This is a genomic window from Clostridium sp. (assembly GCF_036660475.1).
GTDB lineage: Bacteria > Bacillota > Clostridia > Clostridiales > Clostridiaceae > Clostridium_J.
In genome coordinates this window covers 23,192-42,431 of record NZ_JAVXAO010000009.1, presented here as the reverse complement: position 1 = coordinate 42,431, position 19,240 = coordinate 23,192, and the positions used below count along the sequence as shown (strand labels likewise).

The 19,240-nt window shown below is 32.6% G+C and carries 18 protein-coding genes; all 18 read left to right on the top strand.

Features of this window, described 5'->3' with window-relative positions:
• Window positions 1-25 precede the first annotated feature (25 nt).
• Window positions 26-3,535 (top strand): pyruvate:ferredoxin (flavodoxin) oxidoreductase, encoded by a 3,510-nt coding sequence (nifJ, locus tag RSA29_RS12720; protein ID WP_346943546.1) that lies wholly within the window; start codon window positions 26-28, stop codon window positions 3,533-3,535.
• 191 nt (window positions 3,536-3,726) lie between these two features.
• The gene (locus RSA29_RS12715; RefSeq protein WP_346932585.1) at window positions 3,727-4,194 is read left to right on the top strand and encodes a DUF1292 domain-containing protein; all 468 of its coding nucleotides are present in this window, start codon (window positions 3,727-3,729) and stop codon (window positions 4,192-4,194) included.
• Between the two features lie 179 nt (window positions 4,195-4,373).
• Window positions 4,374-5,012, top strand: a complete 639-nt coding sequence (locus tag RSA29_RS12710; RefSeq protein ID WP_346943547.1) for an HAD family hydrolase — start codon at window positions 4,374-4,376, stop codon at window positions 5,010-5,012.
• 2 nt (window positions 5,013-5,014) lie between these two features.
• The gene (locus RSA29_RS12705) at window positions 5,015-5,836 is read left to right on the top strand and encodes an aminotransferase class IV (protein ID WP_346943548.1); all 822 of its coding nucleotides are present in this window, start codon (window positions 5,015-5,017) and stop codon (window positions 5,834-5,836) included.
• 239 nt (window positions 5,837-6,075) lie between these two features.
• Window positions 6,076-7,836: a flagellar assembly protein A gene (locus RSA29_RS12700; RefSeq protein ID WP_346943549.1), complete on the top strand. Its 1,761-nt coding sequence runs from the start codon at window positions 6,076-6,078 to the stop codon at window positions 7,834-7,836.
• Between the two features lie 11 nt (window positions 7,837-7,847).
• Window positions 7,848-8,300: a chemotaxis protein CheW gene (locus tag RSA29_RS12695; protein ID WP_346943550.1), complete on the top strand. Its 453-nt coding sequence runs from the start codon at window positions 7,848-7,850 to the stop codon at window positions 8,298-8,300.
• Window positions 8,301-8,303: 3 nt separating this feature from the next.
• Complete coding sequence (locus RSA29_RS12690; RefSeq protein WP_346932590.1) at window positions 8,304-8,792, top strand: chemotaxis protein CheD; 489 nt, start codon at window positions 8,304-8,306, stop codon at window positions 8,790-8,792.
• Window positions 8,793-8,815: 23 nt separating this feature from the next.
• The gene (locus RSA29_RS12685; protein ID WP_346943551.1) at window positions 8,816-9,928 is read left to right on the top strand and encodes a chemotaxis response regulator protein-glutamate methylesterase; all 1,113 of its coding nucleotides are present in this window, start codon (window positions 8,816-8,818) and stop codon (window positions 9,926-9,928) included.
• A gap of 7 nt (window positions 9,929-9,935) precedes the next feature.
• Window positions 9,936-10,700 carry a protein-glutamate O-methyltransferase CheR gene (locus RSA29_RS12680; RefSeq protein WP_346943552.1) on the top strand — a complete coding sequence of 255 codons (765 nt, stop codon included), beginning with the start codon at window positions 9,936-9,938 and terminating at the stop codon, window positions 10,698-10,700.
• A 130-nt stretch (window positions 10,701-10,830) separates the two neighbouring features.
• Entirely contained in the window at window positions 10,831-13,050 is a 2,220-nt protein-coding gene (locus RSA29_RS12675) for a chemotaxis protein CheA (RefSeq protein ID WP_346943553.1), read from the top strand.
• A 12-nt stretch (window positions 13,051-13,062) separates the two neighbouring features.
• A complete protein-coding gene (locus RSA29_RS12670; protein ID WP_346932594.1) occupies window positions 13,063-13,656 on the top strand; it encodes a chemotaxis protein CheC in 594 nt (197 codons plus the stop codon).
• Between the two features lie 14 nt (window positions 13,657-13,670).
• Window positions 13,671-14,030, top strand: a complete 360-nt coding sequence (locus RSA29_RS12665; protein WP_346943554.1) for a response regulator — start codon at window positions 13,671-13,673, stop codon at window positions 14,028-14,030.
• A 12-nt stretch (window positions 14,031-14,042) separates the two neighbouring features.
• Window positions 14,043-14,441: a chemotaxis protein CheW gene (locus RSA29_RS12660; protein WP_346943555.1), complete on the top strand. Its 399-nt coding sequence runs from the start codon at window positions 14,043-14,045 to the stop codon at window positions 14,439-14,441.
• Between the two features lie 27 nt (window positions 14,442-14,468).
• Entirely contained in the window at window positions 14,469-15,464 is a 996-nt protein-coding gene (gene fliM / locus RSA29_RS12655) for a flagellar motor switch protein FliM (protein ID WP_346943556.1), read from the top strand.
• The gene (fliY, locus tag RSA29_RS12650) at window positions 15,457-16,641 is read left to right on the top strand and encodes a flagellar motor switch phosphatase FliY (RefSeq protein ID WP_346943557.1); all 1,185 of its coding nucleotides are present in this window, start codon (window positions 15,457-15,459) and stop codon (window positions 16,639-16,641) included. The genes fliM and fliY overlap by 8 nt, the downstream gene beginning before the upstream one ends.
• Window positions 16,642-16,721: 80 nt before the next feature.
• On the top strand, window positions 16,722-17,006 hold the full coding sequence (locus tag RSA29_RS12645) for a flagellar biosynthesis anti-sigma factor FlgM (RefSeq protein ID WP_346943558.1): 285 nt from the start codon (window positions 16,722-16,724) through the stop codon (window positions 17,004-17,006).
• Window positions 17,007-17,032: 26 nt separating this feature from the next.
• A complete protein-coding gene (locus tag RSA29_RS12640) occupies window positions 17,033-17,443 on the top strand; it encodes a flagellar protein FlgN (protein ID WP_346943559.1) in 411 nt (136 codons plus the stop codon).
• Between the two features lie 11 nt (window positions 17,444-17,454).
• Window positions 17,455-19,173 carry a flagellar hook-associated protein FlgK gene (gene flgK / locus RSA29_RS12635; RefSeq protein ID WP_346943560.1) on the top strand — a complete coding sequence of 573 codons (1,719 nt, stop codon included), beginning with the start codon at window positions 17,455-17,457 and terminating at the stop codon, window positions 19,171-19,173.
• The last annotated feature ends 67 nt before the right edge of the window (window positions 19,174-19,240 follow it).

Here is a 19,240-nt window from a genome sequence, read left to right as displayed (position 1 = left end):
TAAAAAAGAAAGAAGGTTGCTTACAATGAGAAAAATGAAAACTATGGACGGTAATACGGCCGCAGCTCACGTAGCGTATGCATATACTGATGTAGCAGCAATATACCCAATCACACCGTCATCACCAATGGCTGAACACTGTGATGAATGGGCAGCACAAGGAAGAAAAAATGTATTTGGACAAGAACTAAAATTAATGGAAATGCAATCAGAAGCAGGAGCTGCTGGAGCAGTTCACGGTTCATTACAAGCAGGTGCATTAACAACTACATTTACTGCATCACAAGGACTATTACTTATGGTACCAAATATGTATAAAATTGCGGGAGAATTACTTCCAGGAGTTTTACATGTAACTGCTAGAGCGTTAGCGTCTCAAGCACTTTCAATATTTGGAGATCACCAAGACGTTATGGCAGCAAGACAAACTGGTTTTGCTCTACTAGCAACAAATAGTGTTCAAGAAGTTATGGACTTAGCTCCAATTGCTCACTTAGCAGCAATTGAAGGAAGAGTACCATTTTTACACTTCTTCGATGGATTTAGAACATCACATGAAATACAAAAGATACAAACTTGGGATTATGAAACTCTAGGTAACTTCCTAAACAAAGATGCAGTTGAAGCTTACAGAAACAATGCTTTAAGCCCAGAGCATCCAGTAACTAGAGGAACAGCTCAAAACCCAGATGTATACTTCCAAACTAGAGAAGCAGCAAATCCATTCTACGATGCAATACCAGATGTTGTAGAAAACTACATGGAAAAAATCAATAAAGAAATCGGTACAGATTACCACACTTTCAACTATTATGGAGCACCAGATGCTGATAGAATAATTGTTGCAATGGGTTCTGTATGTGACGTTATTGAAGAAACAATAGATTACTTAACAGCTCAAGGAGAAAAAGTAGGTCTACTAAAAGTTCATTTATTTAGACCATTCTCATTAACTCATTTCTTCAAACATATGCCAACTACAGTTAAGAGAATTGCTGTACTTGACAGAACTAAGGAGCCAGGATCAGCTGGAGAGCCATTATACCAAGACATAAGAAATGCATTCTATGATAGCGCTGAAAGACCAGTTATTATAGGTGGAAGATATGGATTAGGGTCAAAAGATACTACTCCATCTCAAATCGTTACAGTATTTGATCATTTAAATGAAAAAGATCTTAAAAATGGATTCACTATAGGAATTATAGATGATGTTACAAATACATCACTTGAAATTACAAGAACTATATCTACTACACCAGTAGGAACAGTAGAGTGTAAGTTCTGGGGACTTGGATCTGACGGTACAGTTGGAGCTAACAAAAGTGCAATTAAAATTATAGGAGACCATACAGATATGTATGCTCAAGCATATTTTGCATATGATTCTAAAAAATCTGGTGGGGTAACAATGTCTCACTTAAGATTTGGTAAGAAAGCAATTAAATCTCCATACCTAATTAACCAAGCTAACTACATTGGATGTCATAACCAATCATATGTTCATAGCTATGATGTATTAGCAGGAATTAAAGAAGGTGGTACATTCTTATTAAACTGTATCTGGAATCAAGAAGAGTTAGAGCAAAATTTACCTGCAGCTATGAAGAAATACATTGCAGCACATGATATTAAGTTCTACACTATAAATGCTGTAAAGGTTGCTCAAGAAATCGGTCTTGGTGGAAGAATTAACATGATTTGCCAAGCAGCATTCTTTAAATTAGCTGAAATAATACCAGTAGATGAAGCTATTAAATATCTTAAAGATGCAGTTCAAAGCTCTTATGGTAATAAGGGTGAGAAAGTTGTTAAAATGAACAACGACGCTATAGATGCAGGAGTTAATGCTATAGTTAAAGTTGAAGTTCCAGCTTCATGGAAAGATGCAGTTGAGGAAAAAACAACTAACGTAGAAAAACCAGACTTCATAAAAAATATAGTTGAAGTTATGAATAGACAAGAGGGAGATAATCTTCCAGTAAGTGCATTCGCAGGAAGAGAAGATGGTACTTTTGATCACGGAACAGCAGCTTATGAAAAAAGAAGTATAGCTGTTAACGTACCAGAGTGGATACCAGAGAACTGTATTCAATGTAACCAATGTTCTTATGTATGCCCACATGCTACAATAAGACCATATGTTGGAACAGAAGAAGATTTTGCGACTGCGCCAGGAGCTATAAAGCTTGCAGATGCTAAAGGTGGACAGTTCAAAGGAATGAAATTCACTATGTCAGTATCTCCAGAGGATTGTGTTGGATGTGGAAACTGTGCACAAGTTTGCCCAGCTAAACAAAAAGCTTTAGTTATGAAGCCACTTGACACTCAAATGGATCAAAAAGGTCCTTGGGAATTCACAGTTAAAATGCCTAAAAAAGAAAACTTATTAGGTGTTGCATCTGTTAAAGGAAGCCAATTCGAAACTCCACTTTTAGAGTTCAGTGGTGCTTGTGCAGGATGTGGAGAGACTCCATATGCTAAACTTATCACTCAATTATTTGGAGATAGAATGATGATAGCTAATGCTACTGGTTGTTCTTCAATTTGGGGAGGAAGTGCTCCTTCAACTCCATATACTAAGAATCAAGAAGGTAAAGGACCAGCTTGGGCTAACTCTTTATTCGAAGATAACGCTGAGTATGGATTAGGTATGTTCTTAGGATCAAACCAATTAAGAGAAAAACTTACTGACCTAGTAATTGAAGCAGCAGGAAAAACTTCAAATGATGAATTAAAAGCAGCTTTAAATGAATGGTTAGAAAATAAAAATGATGCAGAAGGTTCAAAAGTAGCAACTAAAAAACTTCTTCCATTAGTTGAAGCAAATAAAGATTGTTGTGAATCAATGGCAGCATTATACAAACACAAAGACTTCTTCGTTAAGAGATCTCAATGGATTTTCGGTGGAGACGGTTGGGCTTATGATATCGGATACGGCGGTGTTGACCACGTTCTAGCATCAGGAGAAGATGTAAATATATTTGTATTTGATACAGAGGTTTACTCAAACACTGGTGGACAGTCTTCTAAATCTACTCCAACTGCGGCTATAGCAAAATTTGCAGCTTCAGGTAAGAGAACTAAGAAGAAAGATCTTGGAATGATGGCAATGAGCTATGGATATGTATATGTTGCTCAAATAGCAATGGGAGCTGACCAAGCTCAAACTCTTAAAGCTATAAGAGAAGCAGAAGCATACAATGGTCCATCTTTAATAATTGCTTACGCTCCATGCATTAACCACGGAATTAAAGGTGGAATGGGTGCAACTCAATTAGAATCTAAGAAAGCTGTTGCTTGTGGATATTGGGGTCTATACAGATTCAATCCAAATCTTAAAGATGAAGGAAAGAATCCATTTACATTAGATTCTAAAGAACCAACAGAATCATTTAAAGATTTCTTATTAAGTGAAGTAAGATATGCATCACTTCAAAAATTATTCCCAGAAGTAGCAGAAGAATTATTTGTTAAGACTGAGGAAGATGCTAAAGAGAGATTAGCAGGCTATAAAAAACTTGCAGCTCAATAATATAGTTAATCTAAAATAATACTTTATATTACAAAAAAACATGAAAAGCTGACCTAGGGCAACCTATTGTCAGCTTTTTTTAAAATTTTAACAAAAAATTATTTTAAAAACCCTTCTAAAATTTAAGATTTAAGGGTACAATTAAAAGGAAAATTACTTGTAAAGAAAAATTATTTAAGGAGGCAATTAATATGGGAAATAAATGTTGCGGTCATAGTGAAGATAAAAAAGAAACAGGATGCTGTGGAGGACACAACCACGAAGAAGCTCATGAAGGATGCTGTGGAGGACACAACCACGAAGAGTCTCATGAAGGATGTTGTGGAGGACACAATCACGAAGAGTCTCACGAAGGATGTTGTGGAGGTCATGATCACGAAGAAGAAGGTTGTGGTTGTGGATGTGGAGAGCACGAATCAATGTTCGTTGAATTAGAAGATGAAGAAGGAAATGTAACTTCATGTGAAATCGTTGATGGTTTCTTATTCAAAGAAAACGAATATGCTTTAGTTCAAAATCCAGATGATGGATCAATATACTTATTCAAAGTAGTTGGAGACGATGAAGTTGGAGAATTAGTTGTTCCAGAAGATGATGAGTATGATGAAGCAAGAGCATACTACGAAGAAACAATTGCAAATGAGACTAATGAAAACTAATTTGATTAAATTAAAAGCTGCTATTTAATAGCGGCTTTTTACAATTTAAAATTAAGAATTAAAAATTTAGGATAAGATCCTTAAGGATTTTTAAAGAACGGAAGATACAGATTTCAAATTATAAATTATAATTTATAATTTGAAATCTATAATTAAAAAAAGAGGGTTGTTGATAGTAAATGGAAAAGTTGGCTATATTCGATATCGATTATACTTTGACAAGAAAAGAAACATCTATGGAATTATATAAATATATGGTTAAGCGTGATAAAAAATTATTAAGGTATTTACCTTCTCATATAGTTACAGGGCTTTTTTACGGCATTAAGGTTTATAATGCTAGTAAAACCAAGGAGAAGTTTTTGAGGTTTTTAGAAGGAACTAAGGAAGAAGAATTAAAAGCTTTAGTTAAGGATTTCTATAAAAATCAGATTTCAAACATATTGTATGAGGACGGAATTAAGGCAATTAAGGATTTTAAGAAAAATGGATATAAGGTGTACCTTATTTCTGCATCTCCTGAATTTTATGTAAGTGAATTTTATAATATTGAAGGTGTAGATAAGGTTATAGGAACAAAATTTAATATGGATGATGGAGTGTTTACTCCAAGGGTTGTGGGTGAAAATTGTAAGGGTGAAGAAAAGGTTAGAAGGCTTAAAGAAGAACTGAAAAAGGATAATATAGAGGTCGATTTTAAAAATTCATATATGTTTTCAGATTCACTTTCGGATTTGCCTCTTCTTAATTTAGTTGGAAAAGGATATTTGATTAACTATAAAAAAACTCATGATTTAGAAATTTTAAGGTGGCGATAGGTATGGAATCATGCATTAATGAATATTTTATAAAGAATGATCATGTTTACGCGAGTGAAAAATTTAATGAAGAATATGTGGTAGACGGTAAATGTATATATGAGGTTATTAGGATTATTGATGGAGTACCAATATTTTTAAAAGAGCATTTACTAAGATTTGAAAAATCCTTGGAATTAGCAAAGGAAAGTAAAACAATAACAATGGATAGAGTTAATAAAATTGTGGATGATTTGATCAACTCTAATAATGTTGAGAATGGAAATATTAAGATAGTGATTAATAAAGAAAATATTTTTATGTTTTCTATAAAACATTCCTATCCAACTGAAGAGATGTATAGGAAGGGAGTTAAAACGATTTTATACTTTGGTGAACGCAATAATCCTAATGCTAAGGTTATTGATAATTCTTTCAGAGAAAAGGTGAATAGAAAAATTGAAGAAAGTAATTGTTATGAAGCTATTTTGGTGAATCATGAAGGTAATATCACTGAAGGAAGTAAATCTAATATATTTATGGTTAAGGGAAATGAAGTATTTACAGCACCAGTAGATGGAGTACTTCCAGGTATAACGAGAGAACAGATAATAAAAGTATGTAAAGAACTTAATCTAAAGGTTAAAGAAGAAAATATTAATTATGACAATATAAAAGGGGTGGACGGACTTTTCATATCAGGAACATCTCCTAACGTTTTGCCCATAAGGGAAATTGAAGGAATCATTGAATACTCATCAATTATAGATACCATATATAAAATAAAAAATCAATTTGACATAAAAATAAAAGAAAATTTAAAAAATTATAAGGCAATTAAATAGTAAAGTATAGCAGGAACAATACGATAATATATTATAGTATATTTTAGTATTGTTTTTTTATGTTTTTAAATATTAAGCTATGATTTAAAATCCGTTGATAAGACTTCATGTTAGCTCAGCTAAATTGTTTGGATATGAAAAAAATTATAAAGGCTAAGGGATAATACAAGGGTGATTAAGGTATCTTATCATTTAACGGTTAATTAAAACATAGACTTATTGAAAATAGGGGTGGTAATATGGAAGAAAATATTTCCCCAGGAACTGCAAAAGTGGTAAATGGAAAGATTATTATTACAAGTGATATTAATAACTCTGAAGAACCATGGATTATAAAGGATAAAAGTATTGGATTATGGGTAGATGGAAAAGAGGTTGCAGAAAGAGCGAAAGTGAATTCACAAAGTAGCATTGAAGTTATCTTTGAGGAAAGCAATAGCGAAAGACTGCTTAATATTAATATCAGTGAAGATAAAATGATAGGAACAATATCAATACAATATTCTCCTAAAGTAACATATGAGCTTGAAGATACTGAAGAAAAAAAATCAATTGTATTAAAAGCTAAAGTAAAGGAAGAAAAATTTCCACCTAGGTTTAAAGAAGATGAAATTTTACGAGAACTAAAGGCTAAGGGTATAATATATGGAATAGATATTAAGGCTTTAAGATCTACATTGCAGATGTCTGAAGTTGTTGATTTAGTTGTAGCAAGAGGTAGAGAACCGATTAATCCAGTAGACGATACTCTTGATATATACTTTGAATGTGGGAGCAGAAGTTTTGAGTCAGATGAACATGGCAATGTAAACTTTAAATCCATAGGGAATATATCCAGTGTAAAGGAAAATCAAATTCTTGCAAAACGCACAGTTGGAAAAGATGGAACTGTTGGAATTAATTTATTTTCTCAGACGGTGTCACCGCCAAAGAGAATAGTAAAGGATATGATGGTAAAAACCGGCTGTAAATTTTCGGATAAGGATACTGTTGTGGCTACAATTGAAGGAAGACCTCAGGTTAAGGGGTGCATTTTTCAAGTTAATAATTTGCATAACGTCATAGGTGATGTTGATATATCAACGGGGGACATTAACTTCATAGGGGATGTAGTTGTTGGTGGAGACATAAAAGAGGGAATGAAGGTTAAGGCTGGTAATTCTATGGTAGTTAATGGCAATGCAGTTAGATGTGAAATTTGGTCTCAAGGGAATTTAAATATAAAAGGCAGTGCAATCTCTTCTAATATTAAAGTTATAAGTGAAGTTTCAGAACTAGGGGATTATGTGAAAAGTTTAAGTGAGGTTTCTGAGAGTTTTAAGAAAATATATAGTGGAGTATTAGCTATAAAAAATAATGAAGGGTTAAAGGTTTCTGTTTCAGATGGGCAAATAATAAAGCTTGTTATAGAAAGTAAATTTAAAGACTTTAATATGAAAATTAAAAAGTTGTTGACGATAATGGGGCAAGTTAACGATGAAAACAATAAAGTGTTTAAAATACTTAGGATAAAATATGTTACAAGGAATTATATATTGATAAGCAAGGCTGAAGAACTGCAAGTAATAAGTAAGTTAATAGATGAAAAGATTTCAAGTATAAATGATATGACAGATATTAAATCAAATGCAACAATTGGGTATATACAAGATTGTAATATCAAATGCTCGGGAAGCTTGATAGTAGAGGGTAAGGGTATATATAAATCTTATATACATGCAGAGGATAGTGTTTGCTTTACAGGAGATGGACAATCGGAACTTAGAGGTGGAAAAGTATATGCTGTAAATGAAATAAGGGCTAAAACCGTTGGTTCAAGCTCAGGCGTTAGCACAGAGTTATCAGTTGGTAAAACTGGACATATATACTGTGATGTAGCTCATATAAACACTAAGTTCATAGTTGGAGAAGCAATGACAATATTAGATGAAGGTTGTAAAAATGTTCATGTATATATAAATAAAGAAAGAAATTTAGTTGTGGACAAGTTTAAAATTTAGGAGTGGTAAAATTGGGAGAAGAATTCAAATTACTTATATTTAGATTAGGAAATCAATGCTTTGCAGCTGATATTACAGATGTTGAGCGTATACTGAATTATGAGGAGCCAACTAAGCTTCCAGATTCAGAGAGTTTTTTAGAAGGAGTTATTAATTATCAAGAAGGTATACTTCCGGTGATTAGCCTAGGCAAAAAGTTTGGAATATTAGGTAGCGATGGCAAGGAAAAAAAAGGATCCATAATAGTAGCTAGAAATGGTGATAAATCTATAGGAGTAATAGTTGAAGCAGTAAATGAAGTAATCACTGTAAGTGCAGATAAATTAGAAAAAACTCCTGATATATCTTCAAATATATCAAAAAGATATATAAAGGGATTAATAAAAGATAAAGGCAATATTATCTTAATTCTCAACCTAAATGAACTACTCTCAAAAGAAGAAAAAGAAAAAATTACAGGATAGAATATGGATTATAAAGAAATAAAAGTAGGGATTGCAGATTATAAAACAGCTAAAGCACCAGATAGAATTATGACTATTGGACTAGGGTCTTGTGTTGGAATAGCAATTATAGATAAAAAAAATAAAATTGGAGGTCTTGCTCATATTATGTTGCCAGATAGCTTAAAGTTTAACAAGATCTCCAATGAAATAAAATTTGCTAATCTCGCAATACCTATTTTAATTAAAGAATTAATAGATAATGGAGCGGAGGCAAAAAATCTGAGGGCAAAGATTGCTGGGGGAGCAGCTATGTTTAACTTCTCAGATAGTAAAATAAATATGGATATAGGTGCTAGAAATAGTATGGCAGTTAAAGAAATTTTAAAGGAACAAAGAATACCAATAGATGCTGAAGATATTGGTGGAAACAAAGGAAGAACTATAACTTTTGATACTGAAAATGGAGATTTACATATTAAAACTGTGGGTCAAGGAATAAGGGTTGTATAAAGATTAGATTGGAGTGATTACATATGACACAAAAGATTAGTGTAATAGTTGCAGACGATTCGGCATTAATGAGAAAGATAATTTCTGATATGATAAATATGGAAGAAGATATGGAAGTTATAGATATTGCTAGAAATGGACTGGACCTTTTAGAAAAATTAGAAAAACAAGTTCCTGATGTTATCACTTTGGATGTGGAAATGCCTAAAATGAATGGAATAGAGGCTTTAAAGAAAATAATCGAACTTAATCTTAAAGCCAAGGTAATAATGCTTAGTAGTTTAACAGGTGATGGTGCTGAAGTTACCATGGAATGTTTGGCACAGGGAGCAACAGACTTTGTTCAAAAACCTTCTGGGTCAATATCTCTAAATATTAATGAGGTTCAGGATATGTTAGTTTCAAAAATTAGAGGAACTAAATATATTAGAAAACAAGATATAAAAACTACAGTAAAAATTGATGTGGTAGAAAAAAATAGTGTTAGCTTGGCAGGTATAAGTAAGCTGCCAAACAACAAAAATTCAAGAACTAGCATTAGAACTGGTAGCAGAAATAATATTAAAAACAAAATGGTTTCAGCAGTAGTAATTGGAGCCTCTACTGGAGGACCTAAGGCATTGTTTAATTTGATTACAACGTTACCAGGGAATTTGGATGTTCCAATTTTTGTAGTGCAACATATGCCAGCTGGATTTACAAAGGCATTCGCAGAAAGATTGAATAAATTCTCTGAAATGAAGGTAGTGGAAGCAACTCAGGGTATGAGAATAGAGAAGAATGTAGTCTATGTAGCACCGGGGGGAAAACATATGGAGGTAGATAAAAATGTTATATCTTTAAATATAGAGCCATCGATATGGGGTGTTAGACCTGCTGTGGACAAACTATTTATTTCAGCTTCTAGGGTATATAAAGAAAATATATTAGGAGTAATCCTAACTGGAATGGGAAAAGATGGAGCTAATGGTATCGTAGAGATAAAAAAATCTGGAGGGATAACTATTTCAGAGGATGAATCTACGTGTGTAATATATGGAATGCCAAAAGCTGCATATGAAACTAATATGGTAGATGAGGTGATTCCACTTTATGATATTAGTAAAAAAATCACTAATATAGTACTGAGGATGTGATAAAGAAATGGACTTTACAAAATTTGAAGAGTGGGCGTTAAAGGAATTCAATATAGATTTATCAGCATATAAGTCTAATCAACTTCATAGAAGGATACTCACATTAATGACTAGAACAGGGGCTAAATCCTTAGATGAATATATGATAATGATTAAAAGTGACAAAGAAATTCGAGGTAGATTTTTGGATTATGTAACAATAAATGTTACTGAATTTTATAGGAATCCGCAAATATTTAAAGAGTTAAATACTCTTATAAAAAGTGAATTAAATTATAAAAGACCACTTAAAATTTGGAGTGCAGCATGCTCTATAGGGGCAGAACCTTATTCGGTTTCAATGATGCTAAGAGAGTTAACTCCAAATGTAAATCATAAAATATTGGCTACGGATTTAGATAGTAATATATTAATCAAAGCTAAAGCTGGAGAATATGTAAGTTCAGATATTAAAAATGTACCAGAAGCACAATTAAAAAAATATTTTAGATGTGAAAATAATAAATTTATAATAAATAAGGAAATTAAGGACTTAGTAACCTTCAAAAAACATGATCTTATAATGGACCAATATGAAGGTGGCTTTGACATAATTATATGCAGAAATGTGGTTATATACTTTACCAATGAGGTAAAGGAAAAAATATATAATAAATTCTCAAAATCTTTAAATCCAGGTGGAATTTTATTTATAGGGGCTACAGAGAGTATATATGGTTACAAAGACTTTGGTTTTGAAAAACTTTCAACATTTATATATAAAAAACTGTGATTTAAAGAGTAGTGAAATATGGTATTAACATTTAGATAAATAACTTTTTAATATAACAATAGCATCTAGATAAACAAATTTTAAAGCTTATTTAATAGATGGGTTACAAGAAAGATTAAGGAGGGTTAAAATGGATACTTCCCAATATTTATCCATGTTTTTAGAAGAGTCAAGTGATAATTTACAATTATTAAATGAATCATTGCTTATACTAGAAAATGATTCTGAGGATATAGAGATATTAAATCAAATTTTTAGGGTTGCACATACAATAAAGGGTATGGCTGCTACTATGGGTTATACAAGAATGGCTGAGCTAACGCATAAGATGGAAGATGTTTTATCAAAGTTTAGAAATGGTGAAATTAAAGTAACACATGAAGTTGTAACAGTTTTATTTAGTTGTCTAGATGTGCTTGAAGCTATGGTAACCGATATATCAGATGGAGGAGAAGGGAATCTTCAAGTTGATCATATAATAACAGAGCTTGTAAATATTGCGAATGGACAATGTGTTGACGGTAGAAATATAGAAGCAGAAGTTCCGGAATCGGTTGGAGCAGTTAAAATTACAAGTGATTTTGTCAATGAAGATAAGGAAAAAGAATTAGAATCCTTTAATTTGAATATAAATGAGTATGATTTAGATATTTTAAAAGAAGCGAAGATAAACAATTTTAATGCTTATCACATCCATGTAGAGCTAGATGAAAAAACTATATTAAAGTCAGCTAGAGCATTCATATTATTTCAAACACTTGAAGAATATGGTGAAATAATAAAATCAAATCCTAACTTAGAGGATTTAGAGAGTGAGAATTTTGATTTCGAAATTGATTTAATATTTATAACGCAACAACAATTAAATTTTATTAGCAATGCCGTTACCAATATATCAGAGATGAGGGATGTTATAGTAAATGATATAAGTGGTTTAGTGGCTAAAGAGAATGAAACCAAGATAAATAAATTTATTGAAAAAGATGAGAATGATGTAATTGATGAAGTAGCTGTAACTAGTTCAGGGGCTGAAAAATTGCAGTCTGTTGAAATTAAAGAAAAAGAAGTACTTGAGTCTAATACTCAAAAGGTAAGTTCAAGAAAAGTAGTAGATGTAAATGATATGAGTAAGACTACTAATTCAATGGCTTCACAAGTAGATTCAAAGAAGCATAATCAAGAAACAAATGTAAAGACTACTACAAAGCAGAAAAATAAGGGTGTTGGACAATCTGTAAGGGTCGACCTAGAAAGATTAGATAATTTTATGAATATGGTATCAGAGCTAGTAATTCATAGAACAAGACTAGAACAGATAACTGCAAATCACAAGATTGTAGAACTTAATGAAACCTTGGAGCAGGTAGCAAGGACTACTACAGATCTTCAAGAATTAGTAATGAAAATAAGAATGCTACCACTAGATGTAGTATTTAATAGATTCCCAAGGATGATAAGAGATTTATCAATGGAGCTAGATAAGGAAATTGACTTTGAGGTTAAAGGGCAAGATACGGAACTAGATAGAACTGTAATAGAAGAAATTGGAGAGCCTCTAATACATCTACTTAGAAATGCAGCAGATCATGGAGTTGAATCTAGGGAGAAAAGGATAGCCCAGGGGAAAGATCCAGTAGGTAAAATTAAATTAACAGCGTACTCTGAAGGAACAAAGGCTGTAATTAAGGTATCGGATGATGGAAATGGTATTGATGTAGAAAGAGTAAAAGCTAAGGCTGAAAAGATGGGAATTAATACTGAAGGTATGGTTGATAGCGATGTAAAAAACCTTATTTTTGCACAAGGCTTTAGTACTAATGAAGTAGTAACAGATATTTCGGGAAGAGGAGTGGGAATGGATGTTGTTAAAACAAAAATTTCTAGTCTTGGTGGAACTGTAGATGTTATAAGTGAAACAGGTAAGGGAACTACATTTATAATTAAGTTACCACTTACACTTCAGATAATACAATCCTTACTTGTAAAGGTTGGTACAGAAACCATGGCAATATCACTAGGGTTTATAGATAGGGTTATGGAGTATGATGAAAAGCAAATTAAAAAGACTAATAATAAAGAAATTGTAGTTTATAACGATAAAGTATTTAAATTAGTGCGAATTAATGATAAATTAGGTATTGAGAGTGAAAATTATGGCAAAAAGTATATAATACTGGCTAAGGTGGGAGAAAAAGAATTTGCATTAGTGGTGGACTCTTTACTAGGACAAAAAGAAATAGTTATAAAATCCTTTGGAAATATTTTAAAATCAACAAAAGAATATATTGGTGCTACTATCCTAGGTGACGGTTTAGTGACCTTGATTTTAGATGTAGCTGCACTTATTTAGGGGGAATTTACCATGGAATTTAATGAATTGCAGATAGATGCATTAAGAGAAATTGGAAATATTGGACTTGGTAATGCAGCTACAGCTATGGCTCAGATTCTAGGTAAAGAAATACAGATATCTGTACCTAAGGTAAATGTTATTTCTCTGGAAGATATATTTGAAAGAGTTGATGAAGAAACCATAGTTTATGCGGTAATTGCAAGGGTACTTGGAGAAGCACCAGGTAATATACTATTTGTATTTGACACAACCACAATGATGAGGATAGCAGAAATATTAGTTGGCGAACAAGATGTAGATGAGTTAAATGAAATGGGGTATTCAGTTCTTGGAGAGTTAGGAAACATAATATTCGCCACCTATATGAATGCAATAGGACAGATGACAAATTTAAGATTATTTCCATCGGTGCCAGCGGTAACAAAGGACATGCTGTCAGCAGTTTTGTCCACAAGTTTTATTGAGGCAGGCCAGTTTAATGACTGTGTACTGGATATTGAAACAGGATTTACTCAAGAAAATGAAAAATTAAAAGGGGATTTTTACTTTATCCCTATGCCAGGGTCTTTAGAAAAAATATTAGAATCATTAGGATTAAATTAACGGAGGTTATTAAAATGGCAAAAGTATTAATTGTAGATGACGCGACTTTTATGAGAATGATGGTCAAGGATATATTGGAAAAGAATGGATATGAGGTTGTTGGAGAAGCAGCTAATGGACTTAAAGCAATAGAGTTATATAAATCTGAGAAACCGGATATAGTTACTATGGATATAACAATGCCTGAGATGGATGGAATAGAGGCTGTAAAGCAAATTAAAGCTTTTGATCCAAGTGCAAAAATTGTTATGTGTAGTGCTATGGGACAGCAAAGTATGGTAATGGATGCAATAAGAGCAGGAGCTAAAGATTTTATTGTTAAGCCTTTCCAAGCAGATAGAGTGCTTGAAGCAATAAAAAAAGTATTAGGTTAAGGGGGAGTTTAGGTGCAAGTTGTGGTTTTTACCATAGGTGATGAAAGATTTGCTGTAGAAACAAGCAAGGTTCAAGGAATAAATGGACTAATGAAAATAACAACAGTTCCAAAATCAGAAAAGTATATTAAGGGTTTAATAAATCTAAGAGGAAGTATACTTTCTGTATTAGATATTAATCTCATACTAGGTATGAAAAAAAGTGATGAAAGTAATAACAATATTATAGTTTTGGAGATTAATGGGGAACAGGTTGGAATAACAGTTGATCATGTGGAAGAAGTTATGAATGTTGATGAAGAAACTATAAAAAAAGTTCATGAAGATAAAGAAAGACCATTTATTAAAGGCGTATTGAATATTGGAAATCAAATAATAACAATGATAGATATTGATAAGCTACTACAATAGACCCAATGGGTAGAAATGAGGTTGAATATGGCAGAAACCTTATCGCAAAGTGAAATAGATGCACTATTATCTGCATTATCATCGGGTGATTTAGCAGAAAGTGATATTGAAAAAGAGGAACAGATAGCAAAGATAAAATATTATGATTTTAAGAGACCACAGAAGTTTTCAAAGGATGTAATTAGAGCGGTAGAAGTTATACATGACAACTATGCTAGAATTATATCAAATTATTTAACGGCGCAGGTTAGGACTAATGTTAAAGTTAAAATAGAAAGTGTGGAGCAAATCACCTATGAAGAGTTTATACACTCTATTCCTACAACTACAGTTCTTAGTTTATTTAGAATGCCTCCATTAGATGGACAAATAATATTAGAGACTAATGAGGAGTTTGTACTTAGAATATATGATGTTTTAGCAGGTGGTAAAGGTGGAAAGATTCCTAAGTTCAAGGAACTTACGGATATAGAAAAGAATATAATCAAACACATTAACCAATCACTGATTTCTAAACTTAAATTAGCGTGGGAAGATGTGATGGATGTGGAACCGATTATGGATAGTATGGAAACAAATCCTTCACTAAATCAAATTCTTGCACCAAATGAACCAGTAGCACTTATAACCTTTGGGGTAGAGATGTTTAACACTAATTTATTTATAAATATATGTATTCCATACATAAGTATAGAGAAGGTTTTAGACAAATTAGTAATTAAGAACTGGTTTAGTACAGTTGATGAAGGTCAGGGAGAAGAAGCTAAGAAAAATATAAACAGAACGATAAAAAATGTTGATGTAGGCATGAAAGCTGTTTTAGGAGAGACAAAAATTTCAGTAAATGACTTCTTGAATTTATTTACGGGAGATATTATTACATTAAATAGAAGCTGTGACAGCACTGTAGATATTTATGTGGAGGATGAACTTATGTTTGCGGCTAAGCCTGGTCTTAAGGGTAAGAACAAAGCAGTTCAAATAATTGAATATATGGACAAGGGAGTTGAGAATGATGGATAATTCATTTCTTTCACAGGAAGAAATAGACGCACTATTAAATGGTGGTAGTAGTTCGTCAGATAGCACTGAGGTTGAAGTAATATCTGAGTTAGAGAAGGATTTACTGGGTGAGGTTGGAAATATATCTATGGGTACAGCAGCTACAGCACTTTCAGCAGTAGTAGGAAAGCCTGTAAATATTACAACTCCAACTATAAGTATAACGACGTTAAATAAGTTAAGAAAAAACTTTAAAACCCCAAATGTAGTACTAGATGTACAATTTACTAGCGGAATAGATGGTGGTAATTTATTTATAATTAATATTTCGGATGCTGCAGTTATAGCAAATCTTATGATGGGTGGAGATGGAATTATAACCCCACCAGAGGAACTTTCAGAGCTTGAAATAAGCGCAGTACAAGAGGCTATGAACCAAATGATAGGTTCATCAGCTACATCTATGGCTACTATGTTTAGTAGAGAGGTTAATATCTCTCCACCAATTTCTGCAATATGTGATGAAAATACAGAGGCTATATCTGTAAAAATAGATAATGATGATGAAATTGTTGAGGTATCCTTTAGAATGACAATAGGTGATTTAGTAGATAGTAATATCGTTCAAATATTGCCTATTCCAACGGCTAGAAAAATAGTAAGTATCATGATGGGAACAGAAGGGTCAGAAGGATCTACGATGAGCACATCTTCAGTTGAGTCAGCTTATGTAGAACCTACTATAAATAATTCAGTAGCACCAAAGGAACCAGTTATGGATTATGGGTATAATGACAGAGGTATGCAATCAAGAGAAATGAATCAAAGTTACGGTAATGATAGAAATTCAGGTTCAAATCAGCGTTATGAAGAACCAGTAAATGTAAAACAGGCATCCTTTAGACAACTTGAAGAGGTTAGAACTACAGATATGCCTAAGAACATAGATTTAATACTAGATGTTCCATTAGAACTATCAGTAGAACTTGGAAGAACCAAGAAAAATATTAGAGATATATTAGCACTTTCAAGAGGATCACTAATAGAGTTAAATAAACTTGCAGAAGAGCCAGTGGATATCTATATTAATGGAAAAAGAATTGCTTACGGAGAAGTAGTTGTAGTAGATGAAAACTTCGGAGTAAAAATCACTGAAATTGCCAGTGGAGAAGAAAGAGTAAAAAGTCTTTATAAATAAAGACTTTTTTCTTTTTTCTATAAACTTTTGGGATATGTAACCGACTATAACATTATAGAGAATTAGTTGGGAGTGAAATCATGAAAATTAATAACGGAAACATTCACGCTCTGTACGTAAATAGCTATAAAACTAATGGGAAAGTTGAAAATAAGAATAATTCTAATTTGGCTAAAGAACCTATAAAGGATACTTGTGAGTTGTCCTCTGTAGGCAAGAGCTTAAATAAGTTAGCTATGGAGGATGAGAGTATAGGTGTGAGTAGTGAGGCGGTAGAAAGAATCAAGAGTGACATATTAAATGGCACATATACGGTGGATTCAAAGGTTTTAGCGAAGGCTATGGCAGGCACCTTCAAAAAATAAATAAGTCGATGAAAGGTGGACAATAGATGAAAAATCAGCTTAGAAGTATATTGGAGGAGGAACTAGCGACTATAGATGCGCTTGTAGATGTTTTAGAATTTCAGCATGAATTGCTAGTTAATCAAGATGTATTTAAGCTTGAGGGAATAGTTAAGGATATAGATGATTGTAGTAGAAATCTAGCTAGAAGTGAAGGTAGAAGAAGAGGCCTTATAGGACAAAACTCTATTAAGATTATACTGGAAACATTAGGGGATGATGAGCTTAATGAGGTCTATTCAAAAATAACTAATAGCTTAAATAATTTAATAATACAAAAGGAGAGCAATGAGCTCTTGATAAAACAGAGTCTTAGCTATACAAATTCCATGTTAGCTATGGTGGGGCCTAAACAGGAAGTAGCCACTTACAATGGATATGGAAAAGTTAAAAGATAAGGAGGATACAAATGTCAGGATTATTTGCAACATTAAATACATCAAAGACTGGTATGTTTGCACAACAGCAGTTTATTAATACAACAAGTCATAATATATCAAATGCGAATACACCAGGGTTTTCAAGGCAACACGTGGTTCTTCAAACAGCAAGACCACAAACAATAGCTGGTGGGATTGGACAGATTGGTACAGGAGTATCAATGGTATCCATAGAGAGAACAAGAAATCAATTTTTAGATTATCAAATTAGAAAAGAAGGTTCTCATCTTGGAATTTATGGGGTAAGACAAGAGTATCTTTCACAGGTTGAGGGGATTTTCAACGAACCTTCAGATACGGGTATATCAGAGTTAATGTCGCAGTTCTTTGATGCGTGGCAGACACTTTCAAAGAATCCAGACAAGTCCGATGCAAGAACAGTAGTTGCACAGAAGGCAAAAGCTCTTATGGATGAGATTAATCATACTTATAAAAAACTAGATGATACTAAGAATAACGCTATACAAGAAATTCAAAGTAGTTTATTTGACATCAATACTACATTAGATCAATTAAATTCAGTTAATAAGGAAATTATAACTGTTACTATAGCAGGGAATAATCCAAATGATTTGCTCGATAGAAGAGATGCTCTTTTAGATGAACTTAGTACAAAATTTGGTATAGATACAAAAAGTCAAAGTTTAAACGGGGTAACTTGTAAGCCAGAAGGAAATGATTTAATTAACTTCATTAAAAATAAAGATTCAGAACCGGTAAATAAATTAGGGTATGTTAGTCAAATAAAAGAAACAGCAACAGCGGGAGAATATGAAGTTTCATATTATAAAAATGGGGATACAACTTCCGAGAAGAACAAAGTAACCCAAACTATAAAATTATCACCAGAGCAACATAAAGCTTTAAGTGAAGGCCGAGTTATTATTACAAATGAGGATGGAAGTATTGCAGGGACAAATACTGGGAATTTAGATGCAGCTGGAAATCCGATTATAACTATTAATAGTAAGCATATTTTCAATCCACCTTCAGGAGAATTAGGTGGACTTCAATCAGTATCAAAGGATGTAGATGGGTATATAGATCAGGTAAATACGCTAGCAAAAAGTATTGCATTTGCAGTTAATGCTGTCCATGCTGAAGGAATAGATCCAAAAGTTCCATTTTTTGTGGATTCAACTACTATTGGTAAGACAGGGTTGACATTTGAGCAGCAGTTTGAGAATGTTACAGCCGCGAATATAACTATAAATCCAGATTTATTAAAGGATGTTATGAAGATACAAACTGGTGCAAATAGTGGTTCAGGATCTACAGATGGTGACAGAGCCTTGGCTATTGCAGGATTAAGGGATTATGCCTTAAATATTGCTAAAATACAAGGTGGAGGAGACTATAATTATACAAAATTTGTAGCTGAACATTTTGATGTAAAACCAAATGGAGTTCCTACTTCTAAACCAATAGCTTCAGGAACAAAGATTGAAAGTTTCTTTAAAAATACTATAAACAAACTAGGAGTTCAATCTCAAGAAGCAAGTAGAATTGTTAAAAATCAAGGTTCACTATTAAAAGGTCTTTTAGAGAGAAGACTTTCAACTTCAGGGGTATCTCTTGATGAAGAGGCGATAAATCTAGTGCAATTTCAACATGCATTCCAAGCCAATGCAAAGGTAATATCTACAGTTGATCAGCTTTTGGATGTAGTGATTGGACTTGTTAGATAGTGAAAGATAAATTATTTTAAATAAGAGTTGGGATGTAATCATATTAATTAAGTTGAGATAATATCCA